Origin of the sequence: Plantibacter sp. CFBP 13570 (assembly GCF_014841395.1) — a bacterium.
Lineage (GTDB): Bacteria > Actinomycetota > Actinomycetes > Actinomycetales > Microbacteriaceae > Plantibacter > Plantibacter auratus.
This window is the reverse complement of record NZ_JACYTW010000038.1, coordinates 1-22,180: the sequence shown is the minus strand read 5'-3', so window position 1 is coordinate 22,180 and position 22,180 is coordinate 1. Positions and strand designations below refer to the sequence as shown.

General features: G+C 70.8%; 22 protein-coding genes. 8 read left to right on the top strand and 14 right to left on the bottom strand.

The features are described from left to right. Positions 1-14: 14 nt before the first annotated feature. Both IFT89_RS13150 and IFT89_RS13145 read right to left on the bottom strand, forming a co-directional pair. Positions 15-1,241, bottom strand: coding sequence for an MFS transporter (locus IFT89_RS13150; protein WP_307783507.1), 1,227 nt, complete (start codon positions 1,239-1,241; stop codon positions 15-17). Further along, the gene (locus IFT89_RS13145) at positions 1,238-2,263 is read right to left on the bottom strand and encodes a zinc-dependent alcohol dehydrogenase family protein (RefSeq protein ID WP_202939177.1); all 1,026 of its coding nucleotides are present in this window, start codon (positions 2,261-2,263) and stop codon (positions 1,238-1,240) included. The genes IFT89_RS13150 and IFT89_RS13145 overlap by 4 nt, the downstream gene beginning before the upstream one ends. Before the next feature lie 128 nt (positions 2,264-2,391). On the opposite strand from IFT89_RS13145, the gene IFT89_RS13140 reads away from it, so the two are divergent. Next, a complete protein-coding gene (locus IFT89_RS13140; protein WP_202939176.1) occupies positions 2,392-3,324 on the top strand; it encodes a helix-turn-helix domain-containing protein in 933 nt (310 codons plus the stop codon). Continuing rightward, positions 3,324-4,046, top strand: a complete 723-nt coding sequence (locus tag IFT89_RS13135) for an SDR family NAD(P)-dependent oxidoreductase (RefSeq protein ID WP_202939175.1) — start codon at positions 3,324-3,326, stop codon at positions 4,044-4,046. The genes IFT89_RS13140 and IFT89_RS13135 overlap by 1 nt, the downstream gene beginning before the upstream one ends. A 9-nt stretch (positions 4,047-4,055) precedes the next feature. Here IFT89_RS13135 and IFT89_RS13130 read toward each other — a convergent pair whose 3' ends face one another. The 9 genes from IFT89_RS13130 to IFT89_RS13090 all read right to left on the bottom strand — a co-directional run bounded on the left by IFT89_RS13130 (position 4,056) and on the right by IFT89_RS13090 (position 13,350). Next, complete coding sequence (locus IFT89_RS13130; protein WP_137244254.1) at positions 4,056-4,925, bottom strand: MurR/RpiR family transcriptional regulator; 870 nt, start codon at positions 4,923-4,925, stop codon at positions 4,056-4,058. Then, positions 4,915-5,952: an N-acetylmuramic acid 6-phosphate etherase gene (gene murQ / locus IFT89_RS13125; protein WP_202939174.1), complete on the bottom strand. Its 1,038-nt coding sequence runs from the start codon at positions 5,950-5,952 to the stop codon at positions 4,915-4,917. The genes IFT89_RS13130 and murQ overlap by 11 nt, the downstream gene beginning before the upstream one ends. Further along, positions 5,936-6,877 carry an N-acetylglucosamine kinase gene (locus tag IFT89_RS13120; RefSeq protein ID WP_194644871.1) on the bottom strand — a complete coding sequence of 314 codons (942 nt, stop codon included), beginning with the start codon at positions 6,875-6,877 and terminating at the stop codon, positions 5,936-5,938. The genes murQ and IFT89_RS13120 overlap by 17 nt, the downstream gene beginning before the upstream one ends. Next, a complete protein-coding gene (locus IFT89_RS13115) occupies positions 6,874-8,520 on the bottom strand; it encodes a glycoside hydrolase family 3 protein (RefSeq protein ID WP_202939173.1) in 1,647 nt (548 codons plus the stop codon). Before IFT89_RS13115 ends, IFT89_RS13120 begins: the two co-directional genes overlap by 4 nt. Beyond that, entirely contained in the window at positions 8,517-9,359 is an 843-nt protein-coding gene (locus tag IFT89_RS13110; RefSeq protein ID WP_079706980.1) for a carbohydrate ABC transporter permease, read from the bottom strand. Before IFT89_RS13110 ends, IFT89_RS13115 begins: the two co-directional genes overlap by 4 nt. A gap of 83 nt (positions 9,360-9,442) precedes the next feature. Beyond that, positions 9,443-10,414: a carbohydrate ABC transporter permease gene (locus tag IFT89_RS13105; RefSeq protein ID WP_370282131.1), complete on the bottom strand. Its 972-nt coding sequence runs from the start codon at positions 10,412-10,414 to the stop codon at positions 9,443-9,445. Positions 10,415-10,420: 6 nt separating this feature from the next. Next, positions 10,421-11,707 carry a sugar ABC transporter substrate-binding protein gene (locus IFT89_RS13100; protein WP_085514313.1) on the bottom strand — a complete coding sequence of 429 codons (1,287 nt, stop codon included), beginning with the start codon at positions 11,705-11,707 and terminating at the stop codon, positions 10,421-10,423. A 240-nt stretch (positions 11,708-11,947) separates the two neighbouring features. After that, positions 11,948-12,625: a FadR/GntR family transcriptional regulator gene (locus tag IFT89_RS13095; protein ID WP_202939172.1), complete on the bottom strand. Its 678-nt coding sequence runs from the start codon at positions 12,623-12,625 to the stop codon at positions 11,948-11,950. After that, a complete protein-coding gene (locus tag IFT89_RS13090) occupies positions 12,622-13,350 on the bottom strand; it encodes an SDR family oxidoreductase (RefSeq protein ID WP_202939171.1) in 729 nt (242 codons plus the stop codon). Before IFT89_RS13090 ends, IFT89_RS13095 begins: the two co-directional genes overlap by 4 nt. A 116-nt stretch (positions 13,351-13,466) precedes the next feature. Here IFT89_RS13090 and IFT89_RS13085 point away from each other — a divergent pair, with 116 nt between their 5' ends. Together IFT89_RS13085 and IFT89_RS13080 are read left to right on the top strand one after the other, a co-directional pair. Then, entirely contained in the window at positions 13,467-14,237 is a 771-nt protein-coding gene (locus IFT89_RS13085; RefSeq protein ID WP_202939170.1) for an SDR family NAD(P)-dependent oxidoreductase, read from the top strand. A 269-nt stretch (positions 14,238-14,506) separates the two neighbouring features. Further along, the gene (locus IFT89_RS13080; RefSeq protein ID WP_202939169.1) at positions 14,507-15,412 is read left to right on the top strand and encodes a serine hydrolase; all 906 of its coding nucleotides are present in this window, start codon (positions 14,507-14,509) and stop codon (positions 15,410-15,412) included. Between the two features lie 231 nt (positions 15,413-15,643). Here the strand turns inward: IFT89_RS13080 and IFT89_RS20805 are convergent, their stop codons facing one another. Together IFT89_RS20805 and IFT89_RS20800 are read right to left on the bottom strand one after the other, a co-directional pair. Beyond that, positions 15,644-16,075 carry an NUDIX hydrolase gene (locus tag IFT89_RS20805; protein WP_307783506.1) on the bottom strand — a complete coding sequence of 144 codons (432 nt, stop codon included), beginning with the start codon at positions 16,073-16,075 and terminating at the stop codon, positions 15,644-15,646. After that, positions 16,072-16,914, bottom strand: a complete 843-nt coding sequence (locus IFT89_RS20800) for an esterase/lipase family protein (RefSeq protein ID WP_202939168.1) — start codon at positions 16,912-16,914, stop codon at positions 16,072-16,074. Before IFT89_RS20800 ends, IFT89_RS20805 begins: the two co-directional genes overlap by 4 nt. Positions 16,915-17,026: 112 nt before the next feature. Between IFT89_RS20800 and IFT89_RS13065 the strand changes: the two genes are divergently transcribed. After that, entirely contained in the window at positions 17,027-17,626 is a 600-nt protein-coding gene (locus tag IFT89_RS13065) for a DUF4190 domain-containing protein (RefSeq protein ID WP_137244246.1), read from the top strand. 267 nt (positions 17,627-17,893) lie between these two features. Here the strand turns inward: IFT89_RS13065 and IFT89_RS13060 are convergent, their stop codons facing one another. Beyond that, positions 17,894-19,354 (bottom strand): glutamyl-tRNA reductase, encoded by a 1,461-nt coding sequence (locus IFT89_RS13060; RefSeq protein ID WP_137244245.1) that lies wholly within the window; start codon positions 19,352-19,354, stop codon positions 17,894-17,896. A gap of 154 nt (positions 19,355-19,508) precedes the next feature. Between IFT89_RS13060 and IFT89_RS13055 the strand changes: the two genes are divergently transcribed. The 3 genes from IFT89_RS13055 to IFT89_RS13045 all read left to right on the top strand — a co-directional run. Then, positions 19,509-19,982 carry a hypothetical protein gene (locus IFT89_RS13055; RefSeq protein WP_191942048.1) on the top strand — a complete coding sequence of 158 codons (474 nt, stop codon included), beginning with the start codon at positions 19,509-19,511 and terminating at the stop codon, positions 19,980-19,982. A gap of 76 nt (positions 19,983-20,058) precedes the next feature. Then, positions 20,059-21,186 (top strand): uroporphyrinogen decarboxylase, encoded by a 1,128-nt coding sequence (gene hemE, locus IFT89_RS13050; RefSeq protein ID WP_194644877.1) that lies wholly within the window; start codon positions 20,059-20,061, stop codon positions 21,184-21,186. Beyond that, positions 21,183-22,180, top strand: a 998-nt coding sequence (locus tag IFT89_RS13045; protein WP_202939167.1) for a protoporphyrinogen/coproporphyrinogen oxidase, incomplete at its 3' end; no start/stop codon positions are given. The genes hemE and IFT89_RS13045, both read left to right, overlap by 4 nt.

Genomic DNA, 22,180 nt, shown 5'->3' with positions numbered 1-22,180 from the left:
GCTCGGCCTCGTCGTCACCCCGCGGTGAAGGCCGAACGGCGTCCCGCGATCGTGAGCAGCAGCGCAGCGAGCCCGAGGGCGATCATGACCACCGGGAGGATCAGGCCGTCGAAGGTGCCGAGGAGGAACGCCCCGAGGACACCGCCGGCGAAGATCGCGAGGTTGAACGCGACGGGCAGGAAGGAGTTCGCGATGTCCGAGTGCTCGCGTCCCGATCGGGTGAGCGCAGACTGCAGCTGGGCGGAGGAGCCACCGAACGCCAGCCCCCACAGGACCGTCGCGACGAGGACGGCGACGATCGACGCGTGGCCGAGCAGAAGCAGCACGCCCGCCGTGACGAACGTCGCGACGCTCCCGTGGAGCAGCGCGCGTGGAGCCCGGTCGATGAGCGCCGCCGTGAGACCGATGCCCGCGATGGACGCGACACCGTAGACGAGCAGCACGAGATCGGCTCCGAGTCCCGTCCCTGAGGCCCGAAGGAACGGCGAGATGTAGGTGTAGACGGTGTTGTGAGCCAGCATCCAGACGACGATCACCGCGAGGACCACCGCGACACCGGGCAGGACGAGCACCCGTCGAAGCGGGAGCCGTGCCGAGCGAGGCTGCCCGGGCGCGTCGGGCACCACCACCGCGATGGACACGAGCACGACGAGCGCGAGCGCCGAGAGTCCTCCGAACGCCCAGCGCCAGTCGAACGCGGTGCCGAGCCACGCCCCGAGCGGTGTCCCGAGCGCCAGTCCGGCGGGCGCTCCGACGGACACGATCGACAGTGCGAGGCCTCCCCGGTCGGGCGGGCTGATGCGACGCCCGTAGGCGGCGAGCATGCCCCAGATCACCCCGCAGAACGCACCGGCGACGAACCGCGACACCAGCGCGACGGCGACGTCCCCCGAGACCGCGGTCGCGGTGTTCGCGAGGATGAGCCCGACGATCGCGCCGAGGAGGAGCGGCTTGCGACGCAGCCCACGGGTGAGCGCGAGCGCCGGGATCGTCAGGATCACGGTCCCGAGCGCCCACACGCTGATGAACTGACCGATCAGGCCCTCGCTCGTGTCGAGATCCCGGGCGATGACCGGGAGGAGTCCGGCCGGCATCGTCTCCGCGGCCACGAGGACGAACCCCATCGCGGCGAGGGCCGCCAGTGCGAACCAGGGCATCCGGGTGGGCGTCCCGGCTGCGGGGAGGGTCGACGAACCGGCCGACGCGTCCGGCGTCGAGGTGGTCGGTGCTGCGGGGCTCACAGCGTCAGCAGCACCTTGATCGCACGGCGCTCGTCCATGGCCCGGTAGCCGTCGGCCGCGTCCTCGAGTGGCAGCGTGAGGTCGAAGACCTTCCCCGGGTCGATTCTCCGCTCCCAGATCATCCGGATGAGCTCGGGGAGGAACCGTCGCACCGGCGCCGGCCCACCGTGCAGGTGCACTTCGGCGAAGAAGAGCTCGTCGAGCGGCAGCGAGACACCCTCGTGGGCGACGCCGACGAAGCCGACGTGGCCGCCACCGCGAGTGGAGCGGATCGCCTGCAGCATGGACTCTTCGGTGCCGACCGCCTCGATGACGCTGTGCGCGCCGAGACCGCCGGTCAGTTCCTTGATCCGTGCGACCCCCGCCGCACCGCGCTCCTCGACGATGTCGGTCGCGCCGAACTCACGGGCGAGCGCCTGCCGGTCGGCGTGACGCGACATCGCGATGATGCGTTCCGCCCCGAGCTCCCGGGCCGCGAGGACGCCCATGAGCCCGACGGCCCCGTCACCGACGACCACGACCGTCTTCCCCGGCCCCACCTCGGCGGCGACCGCGGCGAACCAGCCCGTCCCGAGCACGTCGGACGCGGCGAGCAGCGAGGGGATGAGCTCCGCGTCCGGCTGTCCGGGCGTCGCCACGAGCGTGCCGTCGGCGTGGGGGATGCGGGCGAGCTGAGCCTGCGTACCCGCGGTGACCGACACGAACTCGGCGTGCACGCACTTCGACTGGTACCCCGCCTGACAGATCTCGCAGGTGTTGTCGGAGGTCACGAAGGAGCCGATGACGAAGTCGCCGACGGCGATCGTCCGCACGTCCTCGCCGACCTGCTCGACGACACCGACGTACTCGTGCCCCATGTTCGTGTGGTCGACGGGCTCGACCCCGCGGTACGGCCACAGGTCGGACCCGCAGATGCAGGTCGCCGTGAGCCGGATGACGGCGTCGGTCGGGTCGACGATGACGGGGTCCGGACGGTCCTCGACCCGGACGTCGCCGGGCGAATGCATGACGACTGCGCGCATGTGTGCTCCTTCTGTCGGGTGGTGCAGGCGACCAGTCAACGCCCCCCGCGACGCGGGAGGGAGTCCCGCCTGAGAGGTGTACCGAGAGAGCACCTGTCGGCTCGCCTCGAGGACGTATCGTCGGAGGCATGGACGATCGAGCAGACGTACGCGAGTTCCTCATGACGCGTCGGGCACGGCTGACCCCGGAACTCGCCGGCTTGACCGCGGGCCCCAACCGACGGGTGGCCGGGCTGCGGCGATCCGAGGTGGCGGCGCTCGCCGGGGTCAGTGTCGAGTACTACGCGAAGCTGGAGCGCGGGGCCATCGCCGGAGCGTCGTCGACCGTCCTCGACGCCATCGCCCGTGCGCTGCAGCTCGACGAGGCGGAACGCACCCACCTGTTCGACCTCGCCCGCGCGGCTGACGGCGTCCCGCTCTCCGGTCGGCCGCGTCGCCGGGCGGCCAAGAACCCCGCGACCCGGCCGAGCCTGCACTGGATGCTCGACGCGATCACCGACGGCATCGCCTTCGTCCGCAACACCCACCAGGACCTCCTCGCGACCAACGAGCTCGGGCGCGCGTTCTACTCACCGGTCATCGGCGACGGCGGGCGCACCCCGAACCTCGCGCGGTTCCAGTTCCTCGACCCGGCCTCTCGGGACTTCTACCCCGACTGGGACGTCTTCGCCGAGATGTGCGTCTCGGTCATGCGTGCCGAGGCCGGCCGGGACCCGCACGACAAGGGACTGCACGACCTCGTCGGTGAGCTGTCGACCCGGAGTGACGCGTTCCGCACGCTCTGGGGAGCGCACAACGTGCGCACCCACGGCACGGGAACGAAGCGGTTCAACCATCCGATCGTCGGCGAGATGACCTTCGCCTACGAGGAGCTCGCGATCACGGCCGACCCAGGTCACGTCGTGCTCGTCTACACGGCGGAGCCCGGCTCGCCGTCCGCCGAGCGACTGCAGTTGCTCGCGAACTGGGCGGCGTCCCAGCGGGAGGCTGAGCAGGGTGACGCTGCGGCGGTCACGAACCAGCCCGACACCAGCGAGGCCGGACGGGCAGGGGGTCGCTGATGCCGCGCATCCTGGTGACCGGTGCCGCCGTCGGCCTGGGGCTCGGCGCCGCGACCGAGCTGGTCGACCACGGGCACGAGGTGCTCGTCCATGCCCGGAGCCTCGCCCGCGCCGACGGGGTCCGGCTGCTCGACGAGCCCTCCGTGCACCTTGTCACCGGTGACCTCGCCACCCTCGACGGCGCCCATGAGCTCGCGGAGCAGGTCGCCGCAGCCGGTCCCGTGGACGCGATCATCCACAACGCCGGCGTCCTCGACGGAACGGCCGTCCTGCCGGTCAACGTGGTCGCGCCCTATCTGCTGAGCGCCCTCGTCCCCGCGCGGCGACTCGTGTTCCTCAGCAGCAGCATGCACCGCGGCGGTACCGCGACGCTCGACGGTCTCGACTGGTCGGGTTCCACGAGGACGGCGAGCTACTCCGACAGCAAGCTCCTCGTGACCGTCCTCGCGGCGGCCATCGCGCGAGTGCGTCCCGGGGTGTTCAGCAATGCGGTCGACCCGGGGTGGGTGCCGACGCGGATGGGCGGGCCGAACGCGCCCGACGACCTGGAACTCGGGCACCGGACCCAGGTGGCGCTCGCCGAAGGGCGTGGCGCGGACACCTCCGGCTACTGGCACCATCAGCGACGAGAGGAGCCGCATCGCGCGGTCCGCGACGAGGCGTTCCAGGACGAGCTGCTGCTCGCCCTCGCCGAGCACACGGGCGTCTCGCTGCTGCCCTGATCTCAGCACTCAGGTGTCGATGCGGTGGTCCTGGATCGACTCATAGGTGACGCGGAGGGATTCGGCCGCGGCGTCGTAGCGACGCTGCGCGACGCGGATGAACAGCAGATCGACGAGCGCGAGCTGGGCGATGCGCGACGACATCGCACCCGAGCGGTATCGGCTCTCCCTCGCCTGCGTCGCGAGGACGAGGTCGCAGCGGCCGGCGATGGGGGAGTCGGGGAAGTTGGTGATGCACACGGTCGTCGCGCCGGCGGCCCGCGCGAGCTGCATCGCCTGCTCGGTCTCGACCGTGAGCCCGGAGTGCGAGATGCCGATGGCGACGCCACCCGGCCCGAGGAGGGCGGCCGAGGGCAGTGCGAGGTGGGCGTCGACGAAGGTGTTGGCCGGCATGCCGATCCGGTAGAGCTTCTGGTGGAGGTCCTGTGCCGTGAGGTTCGAGGACCCGAAGCCGATGATGTCGATCCGTGGGGCGGTGAGCAGTGCGTCGACGACCGCGTCCAGGGCGTCGCGGTCGAGCGAGCGGGCGGTGAGCTCGATCGCTTGCACCTCCTGGTAGGCGACCTTCGCGACGACCGTTTCGACCGAGTCGTCCGGGTCGATGTCGGCGTCGTCGACCTCGAACCGGTCACGCTCCGCCTGCTCGCGACTCGTCGAGGTCGCGACGGCCACCCGGAACTCCCGGTAGCCGGTGTACCCGATGGTCTGACAGAACCGCGCGACGGTCGCCTGCGAGGTGCCGCACGCCTTCGCGAGTTCGGTGATGGTCAACTCGACGACGAGCGAGGGGGTGCCGATGATGGTCTCGGCGACGCGCGTCTCGGCGGCGCTCAGGCGAGGGATCGCCTGGCGGAGCACGAGCAGCGCGTCAGTGGACATCCGGTGCGGCCCCCGTCGGGTCTTCGACGGCGTGCGCTGCGATGGCCGCGCTGAGGGAGCCGTCGCCACCACGGAGGCGGGCGACTGCTTCATCTGCGGCGATGCCGGTCACGAGGACGAGGATAGCGGCCTTCACCCAGCCGTCCACGGATGCGAGCGTCTTCGCGGCCGTGGCGGCGTCGACGTCGGTCGCCAACATCACCGTGCGTTCCGCCCGCGCCCGGAGCTTCTCGTTCGTGGTGAGGAGGTCGACCATGAGGTTCCGGTACGTCTTCCCGAGCCGCACCATCGTGATCGTCGACAGCATGTTGAGCACGAGCTTCTGCGCCGTCCCCGCCTTCAGCCGGGTCGATCCCGTGAGGAGCTCCGGACCGACGACCGCCTCGATGCCGATGTCCGCGTCCCGGGCGAGCGGGGAGCCGGCATTGCACGACAGGCCGATGGTGATCGCACCGATCGAGCGCGCGTACTCGAGGGCGCCCAGGACGTAGGGCGTGCGACCGGATGCGGAGACACCCACGACGGCGTCGTCCGCGGTGATCGGCAGCGATTCCAGATCCGCACGACCGAGATCGTCGCGGTCCTCGGCGTTCTCCACCGCCTGCTGGATGGCGCCCGGACCACCCGCGATGAGTCCGACGATGAGGCCGGGGTCGGTCCCGAACGTGGGTGGGGCCTCACTCGCGTCGAGGATGCCCATCCGTCCAGCGGTCCCGGCGCCCAGGTAGACGAGTCGTCCGCCCCTGCGGAGGCGCTCGACGATCGCTTCGACGGCCTCGGCGATCTCGGGTTCGACGGCCGCGATGGCGTCGGGGACGGAACGGTTGTCCTCGTTCATCGCGGCGACGAGTTCCCGCGTGGAGAGGGCGTCGAGGTCGGGGTGTCGCTCGTTCACCTGCTCCGTCGAGAGGGTGGCGAGCTCCGCGCGGATGGTGTCGCGGTCGGAGGTCAGCCCTGCGGTGATCGGCCCAGGCCCTTCGACAGGCTCAGGGACCGGTGGTGAGGCGCTCTCAGGCTGCGTGGACATCGTCGCGCACGACCCTTCCGTCGTAGGAGATCGCGGTGTCGAGCGCGACGAGTCTGGCTCCGTCGAGCGCGTCACCGCGGGGTGCGACGAGGTCGACGCCGACCTCGTGCATGGCCGTCGCGAGATGTGCGGCGACGTAGGGGTGGGAGGCGATCCCGCCGACGACGCACACGGCGCCCGTGCCGGCAGCGGCGGCGCTCACGGCGAGATGGGCGCAGGCGGCGTCGACGATGTCTGCGGCGACGGCGTCGCCCTCCTCGGCGCGCGTGATGACCGTGGGCGCGAAGGTGCCGAGTTGGCGGGCCGGGGCTCCGGTGCTGGAGACCCAGCGGGGGAGCGCGGGGATGGACCCGATGAGTGCCTCGGCGTCGGCGAGCAAAGTGGTGGCGGGGCCGCGGCCGTCGAAGGCGCGCATGCAGGCCTCGAGGCCCTGCTGCCCGATCCACCGACCACTGCCCTCGTCTCCGAGCCAGGGACCCCAACCGTCGATCTGCTTCACGGAGCCGTCGGCGTCGACGTCGAACACGACGGATCCGGTGCCGGCGATGAGCACCGTGCCGGGACCACCGGCGAACGCACCGGCGTGGGCTGCCAGAGCGTCGTTGACCACGGCGATCGTCGCTCCGAGCGCCAGACGCAGTTCGGCGGTGAACGCGGCGACCTCGTGCGGTGCCGCCTCCACCCCGGCGGCGCCGATCCCGACGTGCTGCACCTCGGCGAGGAGGTCGGCCGGGAGGTGCGCGACCGTCTCGAGGACCGCGCGGGCGGACAGCTCCGCACCCTCGTGGTCGGCGAGGCCCGGTGCACCGTGGCCGCGGGCCTCCGCGAGGATGGTCAGGTCGTCGCCGGATCCGCTCGTGATGCGGGCGCGACAGGAGGTCTTCCCGAGATCAATGGCGAGGACGGGTGCTGCGAGGTGGTTCATGATCCGTTCCGGTGGTGCTGGTCGTGCAGATGGTGCGTCGGCGCCGCGGAGGAGGCCGCGGCGAGGAGTTCGGTGACCCGGTCGGCGGATGCCAGGGAGGCCGCGAGCGTGTCGATCACCGGCAGGGGGAGGACGGCGTCCTCGGAGAGCGGTAGTCCGACGCTCACGACGACGGCGTCCGGGCGGACCAGCGCGACGCGGTCCACCGCGAGCCGCTGCGGGGTGTCGTGGCCGAGGCGGTCCGCGAGGAGGACGACCCCGTCGTCGGCGGGGATCGTCTCGAGCAGGAGGGTCAGCTCGTCGGAGGCGGGGGCCTCGGTGTCTGGGCCCGGTGTCCGGAGGCTCGGGCCGGCAGCGAGCCGGGTGACGTCGAACCGTTCGGCGAGCGACTCGGCGAACGGATCGTGGGCCGAGGCGACGGCGAACGTCGGTCGGTCGCGGAGGTCGACGAGGGTGATCGCCGACGCGGTGATCGCGACCTCGCCCCGGACGCGGACGACCCGGCGGATGGCGTCGGAGAAGCGCCCTTCGACAAGCTCAGGGACCGTGGACCGCTCAGGGACCGTGGACCGCTCGGGGGCCGGGGACTGCTCGGGGACTGATTCCCCGGTCCCTGAGCCGGTCGAAGGGCTGACGGACCGCGCGAGCCACGCCACCCGGGCGGCCGCGCGCTCGACGATCGCTCGATCGAGCTCGCCGTCGGCGACGGCGGCACAGACCGCCTCGAACACCTCGAGGTAGTCGTCCTCGTCGGTCGTCGCACCCTGCTTCGGCCCGAGGTTGGACGGGTTGCCGATGCAGAGCAGGTCGACGCCGGCCTCGAGGGCGAGGACCGCCCCGCGTCCGGAGCCCGTGGTCGAACGGATGGCGGCCATGTCGAGCGCATCGGAGATGATCACGCCGTCGAAGCCGCTCTCGCGCAGCCGGCGGAGCGGGATCGGGTTGAGCGTGGCCGGGGCGTCGCCGAACGCCGGGACGACGATGTGGGCGGTCATGACACTCGCGACGCCGGCGGCGATCGCTGCGTCGAACGGTGGCAGGTGCTCGGCTTCGAGCTCCGCCAGGTCCAGGTCGATGCGGGGCAGATCCAGGTGCGAGTCGCTCGCCGTGTCGCCGTGGCCGGGGTAGTGCTTGACGCACGCGGCGACTCCGCCGGCCTGTAATCCGTCGACCATCGCGGCGACGTGGCGGGAGACGAGGTCGGCGGTGGGGCCGAACGAGCGCACCCCGATGACCGGGTTCGCAGGGTTCGTGTTCACGTCGGCGACGGGCGCGAGGGCGACGTTCGCCCCGGCGGCGTGGAGCCGCTCGGCGAGTGCCGCACCCACCGCGCGCGTCGTCTCGACGTCGTCGAGTGCACCGAGCTGCGCATGCCCGGGCAGGGTCGAGCCCGTCTGCGCCTCGAGGCGCGAGACGTTGCCGCCCTCCTCGTCGACGCCGATGAGGATCTCGGGCCGGTGGTCGCGGAGTTCGGCCGACAGCGCCGCGACCTCCGCCGGGTCCGAGGAGAGGTTCTGCCCGAAGTACACGACGCCCGCGAGGCCGCCGTCCAGCTCGCGCAGCAGCCAGTCCGGGGCGGTCCGGCCGAGGAAGCCCGGCCAGAGGACGCCCCGGACGAGCCGCGCGACGTCGGGGTCGATCATCCCTTCACCGCTCCGGACACCAGACCGCCGGAGAGGCGGCGCTGCACGAGGATGAAGAAGATCATGACCGGGATCGTGATGATCGTCGACGCCGCCATGACCGAACCCCAGTCGTTGGAGTTCAGGCCGAAGAACTGCTTGAGGCCGATGGCCACCGTGTAGTTCTCCGTCGAGCCGCCGAGCAGGGTCATCGCGAAGATGAACTCGTTCCAGGCCGTGATGAAGCTGAACACGCTCGTCGCGACGAGGCCGGGGGCCACGAGCGGGAGCATGATCGAGCGGAACATCCGCCACCAGCTGGCACCGTCGAGGAACGCCGCCTCTTCGAGCTCCACCGGCACTGCCGCGACGAAGCCGCGCAGCATCCAGATGCCGAACGGCAGTGCGAGCGCGACGTACACGATGATGAGCCCGAGCAGCGTGTTGAGCAGCTGCAGGTCGCGGATCTGCACGAACAGCGGGATCACGAGCGCCTCGAGCGGCACCATCTGCACGACGAGGATCATGAGCAGCACCGCGGTGCGGAACTTGAACCGGAAACGGGCGACCGCGACCGACGCCAGGAGCGCGACGGCGGCGGAGATGAGCACCGTCGCACCGGCGACGATCGCGGAGTTACGGAGGAAGACCGCGAACCCGCCGTCGGTCAGCACCGACTCGAAGTTCGTGAACGACAGCTCCTTCGGGAAGAAGGACTGGCCGCCACTCGACGCCTGTGCGTCGAACGCGCTCGACAGCATCCAGTACGCCGGGAACAGCGTGAACACGAGCAGGAGAGTGACGAGGATCGCCTTGACGGTGTTCGAGCGGATCTTCCGACCGCTCGCCTTCCGGTGCATCGGGACCTGCGGCTTGGCGGACCGGTCGGTGCCCGGTCCCTCAGCCGGTCGACGGGCGGCGGTGGGGGCGGGAGCGTGGGTGGTCACAGTTCGTCCTCCTTCATGAGGGCGCGGATGTAGACGATCGTGATGCCGAGCAGGACGAGCGTCAACAGCACCGCGATCGCGGAGCCGAAGCCGTAGCGGTTCTGCCCGAAGGACTCCACGTACGACCACACGCCGAGGTTCAACACCTCGCGGTTCGAGCCGGAACCACCAGGCATGAGGTAGATCTGCGCGAACACCTTGAAGTCCCAGATGGTCGACAGGATGATCACGACCGAGAACACCTGGCGCAGCGACGGGAAGGTGATCTGGAAGAAGCGACGGAACGCGCCCGCCCCGTCCATCTCGGCGGCTTCCAGCATCTCCTTGGACACGCCGAGTAGGCCGGCGAGGACGGTGATGGCCACGAACGGGAAGCCGTGGTGGATCACGTTCAGGAGCGCGATGCCGTAGAACGTGAACTGGTTCGTGAACCAGTTGAAGGGCTCGTCCATGAGCCCGAGCCCCATGAGCGTCTGGTTGACGATGCCGCGGTCGGCGTCGAAGATCCAGACCCACACGTAGGTGCCGGTGACGGCTGGCATCGCCCAGGCGACCATGATGGCGCTGCCGACGATGGTGCGCCAGAAGGAGCCGAGGTTCGCCATGAGCAGGGCGACGAGGGTGCCGAGGACGACCGTGCCGATGACGGCGGCCGCGGCGAAGAAGACGGTGTTCGGGAGGACGACGGTCCAGAGGGTCGGGTCGGCGAAGACCTCGGCGTAGTTCGCGCCGCCGTTGAAGTTGGTGTCACCGCTGACGATCTCGCGCAGGCCGTAGTCCTGCAGGGAGAACAGGACGACGCGGATGAGCGGCCAGAGGAGGAGCACGGCGAGGATGAGGAGCGCCGGCGCGAGCAGCAGCCAGGGGCGGGTGCGCATCAGCAGGCGCAGCCGCTTGGGGGAGGGGCCCCCGGCCACCCGCGAAGCGGGGGCTTCGCGGGTGACCGTGGGCGGGGTGAGGGTCGACACGATCGGCTACTTGCCGTTCATGATGTCGTCCATCTCCTTGGCGGCATCGGTCGTCGCCTGGTCGACCGACTTGCTTCCGGAGAGGATGGCCTGGATCATCGCGTTGGTGGTCTTCTTCGCCTGCACCGCACCGAACTTCGGGGTCACGGGGAGGGAAGCGCCGCCGTCGACGAACTGCTCGGCGAAGGGCTTCACCAGCGGGTCGTCGCTCTCGGTCGAGTCACTGAGGAGCGAGGTCTGGCCGGGGAAGTACCCGGTCTGCTCGGCCCACTCGGAGGCGAACTTGCCGGTGGTCATCATCTCGATGAACTGGAACGCGAGGTCCTTGTTCTTCGAGGTGTTGAACATGCTGAGGTGCGAACCACCGAGCACGGAGGGTGACATGCCGCCGTCTTCACCCGGGATCGGGATGGCGGCGAACTTGCCCTCGAGCTCCGGGTTCTTCTGGACGATCGTCGCCGGGGTCCAGGAGCCCATGATCGCCATGGCGACCTTGTCCTGCACGAAGTTGTCGAGGACGTCGGTCTCCTTCCAGGTGGTGGCACCTGAGGAGGAGAGGTCGTACTTGGTGGCCAGGTCGGTCCAGAACTGGATGCCCTTGCGCGAGTCGTCGCTCGCGAGACCCGACTTCCAGGTGTCGCCGTCGAGCTCGGAGACCTCGCCGCCGGCGCCCCAGACCCAGGGGTAGGCCGTGAACTCGGCGTCGCCGGGGACGGGGAACGGGATCATGTCGGGCTTGGCGGCCTTGATCGCGGTGCCGGCGTCGATGATCTCCTGCCAGGTGGTCGGCGCCTTGAGGCCGAGCTCCTCGAAGACGTCGGTGCGGTAGACGATCGAGCGGACGCCGGCGTACCACGGCATGCCGTAGAGCTCGCCGTCGTAGGTGCCGGAGTCGGCGAGGCCCTGGACGAGGTCGTCCTTCAGGCCGGCCTTGTCGACGTAGTCGCCGATGGGGGCGAGGGCGCCGGCGTCGGCGAACTCGGCCGTCCAGGTGGTGCCCGTCTCGGCGACGTCGGGGGTGGTGTTCCCGGCGATCGACGTCACGAAGCGGTCGTGGGCGTCGGCCCACTGCACGTACTCGACCTTGAGGGTGGCGCCGGTCTCCTTCTTGAAGGCCGAGCCGACCTCCTTGAAGAAGGCCTCGGAGTCGGGGTTGGTGCCCTGCATGATCCAGACGGTGAGCGTCTGGCCGTCTGCCGAGACGTCGCCTGAGCCGGAACCGCCACCGGCACAGGCGGTGAGGCCGAGTGCCGCGGTGGCGAGGACGGCCAGCGGAAGGGTGCGCTTGCGCATGGTGCTGCTCCTCGATTCTGGGATCGGGAGTCCGGGCCGTCGTTGGCCCGGGATCCGGAGTGACCGGGAAACCGCGGTCGATCCCTGCTGTTTTCAGTGGGTGTGGAAACAGTATTCAATAAGTACAGGAAGCTTGCAAATATTTTCCAGCACTGCAACACGGTCGTTACCTGCGTGACGGACGTGTTTCACGAAGCTGCGAGAACCGTGTGTGTGGATGGCGGTCGGGCGCCGCCGTCGTCAGGCCGTGCGGAGGATAATCACGCGCATCGTCGCGGCGGCCCGCTCGCCGTCCTGCGCCTCGATCGCCGACGCGAGGTCCGTGTGCAACGCCGCGTCGTGGTGGTCGATGCCGTCACTGGGCAGCTGGTCCACACGATCCCGGAGTGCCTCGTCGACGGCGTCGCCGACCCGGTCGAGGATCGGGTTCGCCGCCGCGCGCCGGATGAGGCGATGCAGCAGGAGGTCGGCCTCGAGGAACGCGATCGGATCCTGGCGAACCGCAGCCGCGCGGAGCGCCTCACTCGTCACGCGGAGCTCACGGGCGTCCTCGTCGCTGCGTCGCTCGGCCGCGAGCCGCGCCGACTCCGGCTCGGTCGCAGTGCGGAGTTCGCGGATCGCCAGGATGGTGGACTCCCGTCGTCCGCTCGCCAGCGCCCAGCGGAGCACCCGAGGCTGCAACCAGTCCCAGCTCGACGACGGCTGCACGGTGTGGCCGACGTGCGCCTTGCTGGCGAGGAGTCCCATGCCGGAGAGCACGCGGGTCGCCTCCCGGACCACCGAGCGGGAATGTCCTGCCATGGCGACCAGCTCGTCCACCGTGCACACCCTGCCGGCGGGTAGTCCGCCGTCGACGATGTCGGTACCGATCCGGTCGAGCGTCCGTTCGAAGGCCGACGCCCCCGGTGAGCGGCTCACGCCCGTGCGGACGGACGGGTGGGGGAGATCACGAGCTCGTCGATGCGCACGTGCGGCGGGCCGTCGAGGATGAACCGAACGGCGCGGCCGATGTCCTCGGGCGTGAGCATCGTCTCGCGCGCCGACGCGTCCGGCACCTGCGGCCGCATGGAGAGGAACGGGGTGTCGACGTCGCCCGGGCAGAGGTGGGTGGCGCCGACGCCGTGGGCCCCCTCCTCCTCGTTGAGGGTCGCGCAGAGCGAGGCGAGCGCGGTCTTGCTCGCGCTGTAGGCCACGCCACCCTTCGTCGCGAAGCGCCAGCCGGCGAAGGAGGAGATGACGATGATCCGTCCCTGGGCGTCGCGGATGGTGGGCAGCGCGAGGTCGATCGTCCGGGCGACCGAGGTGAGGTTGGTGTCGACGATCGCGGCGAACTCCGTCATTGACTGGTCGTCCCACCGGCGCCGAGGCGCGTTCAGGCCCGCCGCGGTGACGAGGTCGTCGACCGGGCCGAGCTCGGCGACGACGCGTTCGTGGGCTCGGGCGAGCGAAGCGGGGTCCGTCGCGTCGGCCTCCGCGGCGACGGCCACACCGCCCGCGGAGGTGACGGCTCCGACGGTCTCGAGGAGCGCCTCGCGGCGTCGCCCCGTCACGGCGACGCGCCATCCCGCCTCGGCGGCCGACACCGCCACGGCCTGTCCCATACCGCTGCCGCCACCCGTCACCCAGAGCACTCGATCCGTCATGGCGCCAGTGTAGCGAGCTGGCCGACCATAAGTATGTTTTACTCGCCTGGTGCGTACGCGGCCGTCGACACCGGGTCGACGCGTCGACGGATGCGCTCGGACGACGGGAGACACCGATGCTGCTGGACCTGACGGACCGACGGGTGATCGTGACCGGAGGTGCTCGAGGGATCGGGCTCGCCCTCGTGGAGTCCTTCCTCGCCGAGGGGTCCCGCGTCGCGGTGCTCGACCTCGACGTCTCCTCCCTCGACGCGCTCGTGGCGTCCCACCACGGCGACCTCGTCGCCATCACGTGTGACGTGCGATCCGAGGACTCGGTGTCGAGCGCGGTCGCGGCGGCTGCCACCGGGCTCGGAGGGATCGACGTCCTCGTGAACAACGCCGGGATCAACGTGCAGTCACTGCTCGAGGAGACGAGCGACGCCGCGTGGACCAGGTGCTTCGACGTCAACGTCGGCGGCGTCTTCCGGGTGTCGAAGGCGGTCATCCCGTATCTCAAGGGACAGCGTTCCGGCCGCATCATCAACGCCGCGAGCTTCGCCGCCGTCATCCCGAGCGTCGGCAGCGCGGCCTACGCGGCGTCCAAGTCCGCGGTGGTCCAGTTGACCAGGGTCCTCGCGAGCGAGCTGGGGCCGTGGGGCATCACGGTGAACGCCTACGCACCCGGCATGGTGCCGACGGCGATGAACGGCTTCGCCGATCTCCCGACGGCACAGCAGGACGAACTCCTCGACACGCTCTCGGTGCGCCGATGGGAGGAACCGGAGGACGTCGCGAACATCGTACGGTTCCTCGCGAGCGACCAGGCGGGCTACGTCACCGGTGCGCTGATCGACGTCAGCGGTGGCAAGTTCGCGACCCAGTTCCCAGCCCGCGCCCGCGGCTGATCACGAGCTGAAACCTGCGGGATCCGGGCGGTGGACCGACCGGATTCGCGGGCGATGGAAGCGACGGATGTCGGACCGACGCGCCCGGGAACGACGTTCCCAGGCCCAGATTCGCAGCCAGCGCGAAGGGCGCTTACGATACCGTGGACGGCACATCCGGAGGCCCGCTGCGCGGGTCGTCGGACGCCCGTCGAGTGGGCTGACCGGGGCTGGTCCACACCCGCAGGATCGTCGGGATCACCATCTGGAGCAGAGGAGTTCGGTCAGCCGTGGCTTCACGAGTGCACGAGTCGGATCGTCGCCGTTCGCGCGATGCGCGTCGAGGGCGCCACCGTGCCTCCGCCCAGATCGAACCCTTCACCCGCGGGTTCAGCGCCCTCGGCGAGCTGGCCGCGTCGGGCGCGCAGGTCAGCCTCCGGATCAACGACATCACCACCGGCGAGATGCTCATGTCGGCCGACGACCACGTCGTCGTGCCCACCGCCTCGATCGGCAAGGTCCTCCTCCTCATCGAGGTCGCGGCCCGCCTCGGCGACGCCGACTTCAGCGGCCTCACCATCCTCGACCGCGAACCACTCGACGCCGTCGCCGACTCCGGGATCTGGCAGCACCTCCAAGCGCCGTCTCTCCCGGTCGCCGACCTCGCTGCCCTCGTCGGCGCGACGAGCGACAACCTCGCCACGAACGTCCTGCTCCGCCACATCGGTCTCGACGCCGTCCGCCACCGTGCCGAGGAGATCGGGCTGAAGCGCACGGCCCTCCTCGACATCGTCCGCGACCACCGCGGCCCCGACAACGCACCGCAGCTCTCCGTCGGGTCCGCCCGCGAACTCGCCTGGCTGTTCCAGGCACTCGCGACGGGCGAGATCGTCGACGCGACCACGAGCCGCCGGGTCCTGGCCTGGTTGTCGCTCAACACCGACCTCTCGCTCGTCGCCTCGGGCTTCGGGCTCGACCCGTTGGCCCACCGTGAGCCCGACCACGGCATCCAGCTCTTCAACAAGACCGGTTCCGGGGTCGGCGTGCGAGCCGAGGCGGGTATCCTCCGCGGCCCGAACGGCGCCGTGAGCTACGCCGTGTGCACGAGCTACGACGACACGGAGCTCGGCACCCGCCTCGGCGTGGTCGACGCCGTCCGGATCCTCGGCCAGGACCTCCTCGAGTACGTGCACTGAGCCGGTCGCGCTCCTCCGGTCCCAGAGCCTGTCGAAGGGCTCACCTCCGCCGGTCCCTGAGCTTGTCGAAGGGCGTGTCCGTGGGCACTTCGACAGGCTCAGTGACCGGGGTGGCTGACTCGTGGGCTGTCCGGTCCCAGTTGTTCATCGGCCCCTGAGCTTGTCGAAGGGCAGCCCGGTGCTGAGGCTTTCACCCTTGGACAGGCTCGGGGACCGGACCCCACCCGCCACTCAGTCGATGAGCCCCGCCGCCGCCAGGCGCTCGAGCACCTCACGCCCCGCGGGTGGGCAGCGGTCGAGTGACTCCGTGCCCACCCAGTGGACCGCGCTCACCTCGGCGGAGGGCGTCGGTGTCTCGTCCGTCTCGGCCGCGAAGACGTGCATCCGCACGAGCCGGCCGTCGGGCTCGCCGTGCGCCTGCGTGACCACCGTGAACAACGGCGACACCCGTGCCGGATCGATCTCGACCGCGACCTCCTCGCGTGCCTCCCGGACGGCGGCCTCGGCCGGCGTCTCGCCCGCGTCGATCTTCCCGCCCGGCATGTAGAGGACGTCGCGGCTGCGAGCCGTCACCATGAGCACCCGCCGTCCGCGGACGATCGCGACCGCGGACACGAGGATGTCGGGGAGCGCGCTGCGAGAGCTCTCGGGTGCGCGGCTCACCGGTCGGCCGGGTTCTCGGTGTCGAGTGCGGGCCGTACCCGATCGGCGAACCTGTCGACGGCGAGTTCCACGGCGTCCTTGAGCTCGTCCGTGCTGAGGATCACGAAGTGACCGGGCACCGGGAGGAGTACGTTCGTCGCTCCGGGCAGCGCGCTGCTGGACGGCACGTGCGGGTCGAAGGTGCTGTAGATCGAGACGATGTCGGCGTTGACGTCGTGCGGGGCGCCGAGCGCGACGATGGTCTCGTTCGTCGGGAGGAACGCGCGGAGGCTCGGGTCGACCACGTACTTCGCGAGCACCGACCCGGAGAACGGCGAGCAGATCGCGACGACCCCGAGCAGGCCCAGCCGCTCGCGTTCCGTGAGGAGCAGCTCCTTCCCGACGAGTCCTCCCTTACTGTGCGCGACGATGACGCACCCGGCGGCGGGCTTCGGCAGCCGTCCGAGCGCGCGGGCGAAGCGGGCCGCCGTATCGCGGATGGGCTTGCGGTTGTACCCGAGACCGCGGGCGATGCGGATCCGGTAGCCGTCGGCGTTCAGGCGGTCTGCGACCGGCTTCAGGAACGCCCAGGTCTCGTACACACCGGGGATGAGGACGACGACCGGTCTGCTCGCGTCGCCGCGGGCGTACTCCTTCGGGATGCGGCCGCTGAAGAAGGCCCGCGTGTGCCAGACGACCGAGTGGACCCAGTCGACGGCGACGATCCCGGCGATGGTCAGCGCGCCGGGTCGCTCCGCGACCGGCGGGGCGTCGGCGAGCGCGACGTCCTCGGCTTCCGCCACCGACTCCTCGTCCATCCGCACCCCCTCGTCCATCTTGCCACCGCCTCCGGTGCGCACCGCGCGAGCCCAGTGAACATCAGGGATCGCGGGTTACCCTGTGTTGACAAGGCGACGGCACGCTGCAAGCATGAGTCCGTTCGTCGAACCCCTATGCGCGAGGTGCACCTTCATGACTGATCCGAACTCCGGCCAGCCGAACGACCCATACGGTCAGAGCCAGAACCCCCAGCAGCCGGCCTACGGCGAATCGCAGGTTCCGCCGGCTCCGCAGTACGGGGAACAGGCTCCGCAGTACGGCCAGCCCTCGCCCTACGGTGAGCAGCCGGGCCAGCAGGCTCCGCAGTACGGCGAGCAGCCGAAGTACGGTCAGCCGCAGGCTCCCTACGGCGAGCAGCAGAACCCCTACGGCCAGCCGCAGGCACCCTACGGGCAGCAGCAGAACCCCTACGGCCAGCCCGCCGCTCCGTACGGACAGCCTCAGGCGCCGTACGGCTACGCGCAGCCGACCGGCCCGAAGACGAACGTCATGGCGATCATCTCGCTCATCGCCCCGTTCGTCGGGTTCGGCGTCGTCGGCCTCGTGCTCGGCATCATCGCGCTCGGTCAGATCAAGCGCACCGGCGAGCAGGGCCGTGGCCTGGCCCTCGCCGGCACCATCGTGAGCGGCGTGTCGGTCCTCGCCGGCATCATCGTGATCATCTTCTACTTCCTGATCATCGCAGGCGCGATCGCCGGCGCGAGCTCGTACGACTACAACTACGACTACTGATCCACGGCCTGCTCCGCAGGCGGATCATGACGGGCATCGGCATCGCGCCGGTGCCCGTTCGTCGTCCCAGCGCCCTTCCCGCCCCGGTCCCTGAGCGGTGTCCCTCCTCCGGTCCCTGAGCTGCGCCGCACTGAGCCTGTCGAAGTGTCGAAGGGCCCACGGGGAACGTCCATGGTCGGGTCGCGTTTTCGCGCGCACCTCGACAGGCTCGGTGACCAGGGTCGGCTCGGCGACCGGGCTGCCCGACGCCAGTTTGCCGTCGGAAGCCTAGGAGGCGGAAGCGGCCGAGTCGGTGTCGGCTACCGGTGCGACGACCGCCGGTGCCTGGGGAACCTCGATACCGAAGAGCGTCTGCAGCGCCGTCGTGTACGCGGCCTGCTCGCCGTTGCGGGCGAGGTTCCGTGCCCGCACCGTCGGTTCGTGCAGCAGCACTCCGGCGAGGTGACGCAGTGCGCGGGCGGTCGACCCGTCGTCGTCGCCACGAGCGGTCGCACGGGCGACCTCGGCCTCGACGAGCGCGTGCACGTGGCTGCGGAGTGCGACGACGGCGGGCTCGAGGCTTCGCTCCTCGCCGACCGCGGCGAACTTCTGCGCGGCGCGGCTGACGATGGAGCGCGCGACCTCGGTGGCCTGCAGCTCCTCGAGCGGCGCGTGGATGCGGATGGTCTCGAGGTCGAGCAGGACGACGCCGGAAACGGTGGAGACGTCGGGGTCGACGTTGCGCGGCAGGCCGAGGTCGATGACGAGCTGGGCCGAGGCGTGCGGCACGGGGCACTCGGCGGCGGCTTCGGTGATGACGTCGTGGACGAGTGCGGAGACCCCGGTGGGCTCGGGTGCGGCCGGTGCGTCGGCCGCGGTGACCAGCGAGAGCGTCGGTGCGTCCGTGGCAGCCGCGGCTCGCGCACGGTGGTCGGCGGCGACGGCCGTGCGACCCGCGCGGAGCAGTTCGGCGTCGACCACGTGGCCCTCGGCGGTGGTGCAGGTGACGATGATGTCGACCTCGCCGGTGGTGCGGGCGAGGTCGTCGTGTCCGATCCAGCCGATCTCGTGCGAGCGCGCGAACTTCTCGGCGCGGCCGGACGGCGAGTACACGAGGACGTCGGTGACGCCGCGGTCGCGGAGGGCGGCGAGGCTCGCGCCGGCGTACGCACCGGTGCCGACGAGCAAGACGCGTTGCGTGGCCCAGTCGTCGATACGGCTCTCCGCGAGGTCGAGGGCGAGACGCACGATGGAGCGCCCGGCACGCCCGAGCGGCGTGCGGTTCTTGATGCCGCGGGAGGTCTGGGACGCGCGCTGGAACAGGCGCTCCAGTTCGGAGCTGGTGGTGCCACCCGCGCGAGCGGCCTCGAGGGAGCGCCGCACCTGGCCGGCGATCTCGCCCTCGCCGACGACGACGGACTCGAGTCCGGCCGACACGGCGAAGAGGTGCTCGGCTGCCGCGGTGCCGACGCTGAGGTCGAACACCTCCCGCAGCTGCTCGGCGGGGATGCCGGTGGTCTCGCTGACGGCCTCCGCAGCGGCCTCGAAGGCGACGGATGCGGCGGCGGTGACGGGCTCGTCGAGGTCGATGTACGCCTCGAACCGGTTGCAGGTGGCCACGACGACGGCACCCGAGACGCACTCGTGGTGCTCGACCAGGCGCGCGGCAACGCCCTCGGCACCGACTGAGAGTCGTTCGAGGAGGTCGAAGGTGGCGTTCTTATGGCTCGCCGTCACACACATGAGCACCCGATGAGTCTACCCGAGCGGCGCTGTCGGGCTCCCGGGATGTCGCTCAGGGCACCCTCACCACCAGTCGGGTACTGACATATGAAATGTCAGATGCAATACTACGAATCAAGCCGTTCGACCGAACGGAACACAACGATCGAAGGAGAACGTTATGCAGCACTTCAGGAGAGTCGTCACGCTCGCCGCCGCGGCAGCGATGGTCACGCCCGGGCTCATGGGTGCGGCCCCTGCCCCGGCCTCGTACCCACGGGGAGGCGATGTCGTGGTCACCTGCACGTACACGGGTGGTCTGTTCCATGCGACCGGCGAGGTCCACCTGGTCTGGAACGGGAGCGACGCCTCGGGCAAGACGACCGTCTCGCTGGAGGAGTACCGGATCACCGCCGGCGGTGCGCCCTTTGGCGATCAGGCGAACATCGACCTCGGCCTGTCGCAGAACGGCGGGGCGACGCGGTGGATCCACTCGCCCGACTCGATGAAGCAGGACGGCCAGTGGCACTCGCTCGGGATCTGGCAGGACCTCTCCGCGTCGCCGTCCATCGACGATCTCGTGGCGACGGTGGAGTTCACCTTCGACGAGTCGGTCGGCTACGACCACTCGTGCAGCGTGTCGCACCGGCTCTGAACCACGGTCGGACTCCGGTGCGGGCCGTCGCCGGACGGTCCGCACCGGCAGGGCCGCGCATCGCGGGGCTTCGCCCATGCCGCGCTCAGCGCGGGAATGGGAGGATGGAGGGGTGAGTCTCCCACCCGAACACCCCCTCGTCACCGGCGTGACCCAGTCGTCGCCGCTCATCACCGCGTACCGCGGCACCCGCCCCGAGCGGACGCCCGTCTGGTTCATGCGTCAGGCCGGCCGGTCGCTGCCCGAGTATCGCGAGTTGCGGATCGGGACGGCCATGCTCGACGCCTGCCTCGACCCGGCGATGGCGAGCGAGATCACCCTCCAGCCCATCCGACGGCACGGGACGGACGCGGCCATCTTCTTCAGCGACATCGTGGTGCCGCTCAAGCAGGCCGGGGTCGCGGTCGAGATCGTGCCGGGCCGTGGTCCCGTCATGGGTTCCGCCGTTCGGACGGCCGCCGAGGTCGACGCGCTCGTCGCGCTCGACCCGGCCGTCCTCGACGACACGCTTGCGCCGATCCGCGAGGGCGTCGCGCTCACCGTCGCCGGGCTCGCGGGGATCGGCGACGGCCGCACGCCGCTCATCGGCTTCGCGGGTGCGCCGTTCACACTCGCCGCCTACCTCGTCGAGGGCGGACCATCGAAGGACCACCTCGCCGCCCGCACCCTCATGCACGCCGACCCGGCGTCGTGGGCGAAGCTCATGGCCTGGTGCGCGGACGTCACCGGTCGCTTCCTCCGCGCCCAGGTGCTCGCCGGCGCGTCGGCCGCGCAGCTCTTCGACTCGTGGGCGGGGGCACTCTCCCTCGAGGACTACGAGCGTCACGTCGCCCCGGCCTCCCGGGCCGCGCTCGCGCACGTCGCCGACCTCCCCGTCCCGAAGGTGCACTTCGGCGTCGGGACCGGTGAACTGCTCGGTGCGATGCACCGGGTCGGCGCCGACGTGGTCGGGATCGACTACCGGCTGGCGCTCGACGAGGGCATCCGACGTCTCGGTGGCGGCGTCCCCGTGCAGGGCAACATCGACCCGGCACTGCTCGCCGCCCCATGGCCGGTCCTCGAGGCGCACGTCCTCGACATCCTCCAGCGCGGGACGGCGGCGCCGTCGCACGTCCTCAACCTCGGCCACGGTGTCCCGCCCGAGACCGACCCGGACGTCCTGACTCGCATTGTCGCCCTCGCCCACGATTGGCAGCCCGCATGAGTCTCGAGCCGAAGCGTCTCGTCGTCATCGGCGGTGGTGTGGCCGGACTCGTCGGCGCGGTCGACTGCGCCAAGGTCGGCATCTCGGTGACGGTCGTCGACGCGCAGGAGTCGTTCGGTGGCGCGCTCGCGGCCGCCGAGGTCGCAGGTCTCCACGTCGACGTCGGTGCCGAGAGCTTCGCGACGCGCGGTGGCTCGGTCGCCGAGCTCATCGAGCACCTGGGCCTGACCGACCGCGTCGTGCGTCCCAACCGGGCCGGGGCCTGGTTGCACGTCGCCAAGCCCGGACAGCCGCAGCGGAGTGTCCCGCTCCCCAAGGCGGGGCTGCTGGGCATCCCGACGAACCCCCTCGCCGACGACGTCCGTCGGGTCATCGGTTGGAAGGGTGCCCTGCGCGCCTATCTCGACCGCATCCGCCCGCCGCTCACGATCGGCACCGAGCACAACCTCGGTGCGCTCGTCCGGAAGCGTATGGGCGCGGCCGTCCACGACCTCCTCGTCGCACCGGTCACCTCGGGCGTCTACTCGGCCGCTCCGGACGACCTCGACGTCGACCGCGCGGCTCCCGGGCTGAACGCCGCGTTGACCCGCACCGGGGCGCTGTCCCTCGCCGTCGCGGCCCTCCGGGAGAACGCGCCCGCCGGTGCCGCGGTCGGTGGCCTCGACGGTGGCATGACCGTCCTCGTCGACGGCTTGACCGCGGAGCTCGAGCGGTGGGGGTCGACGCTCATCACCGGCGTCGCCGTCACGGCGATCTCCCGGAACCCGTTCGACATCGACGTGGACGGACCGGGTGTCGGCCTCGGCGACGCCGGCTTCCCGCGGATGAGCGAGCGTCCCGCGGCTGCAGGTGCGTCGAAAGCCCCCTGGTACGTCGCCCTGACCGACGGCCGGGTGCTCGAGGCCGATCTGGTCCTCATCGCGACGCCCGAGCGGCCGGCCCGCAACCTGCTGGCCGACGTCGGGCCGGCGCTCCGCGACCTCCCCGCCGCCGG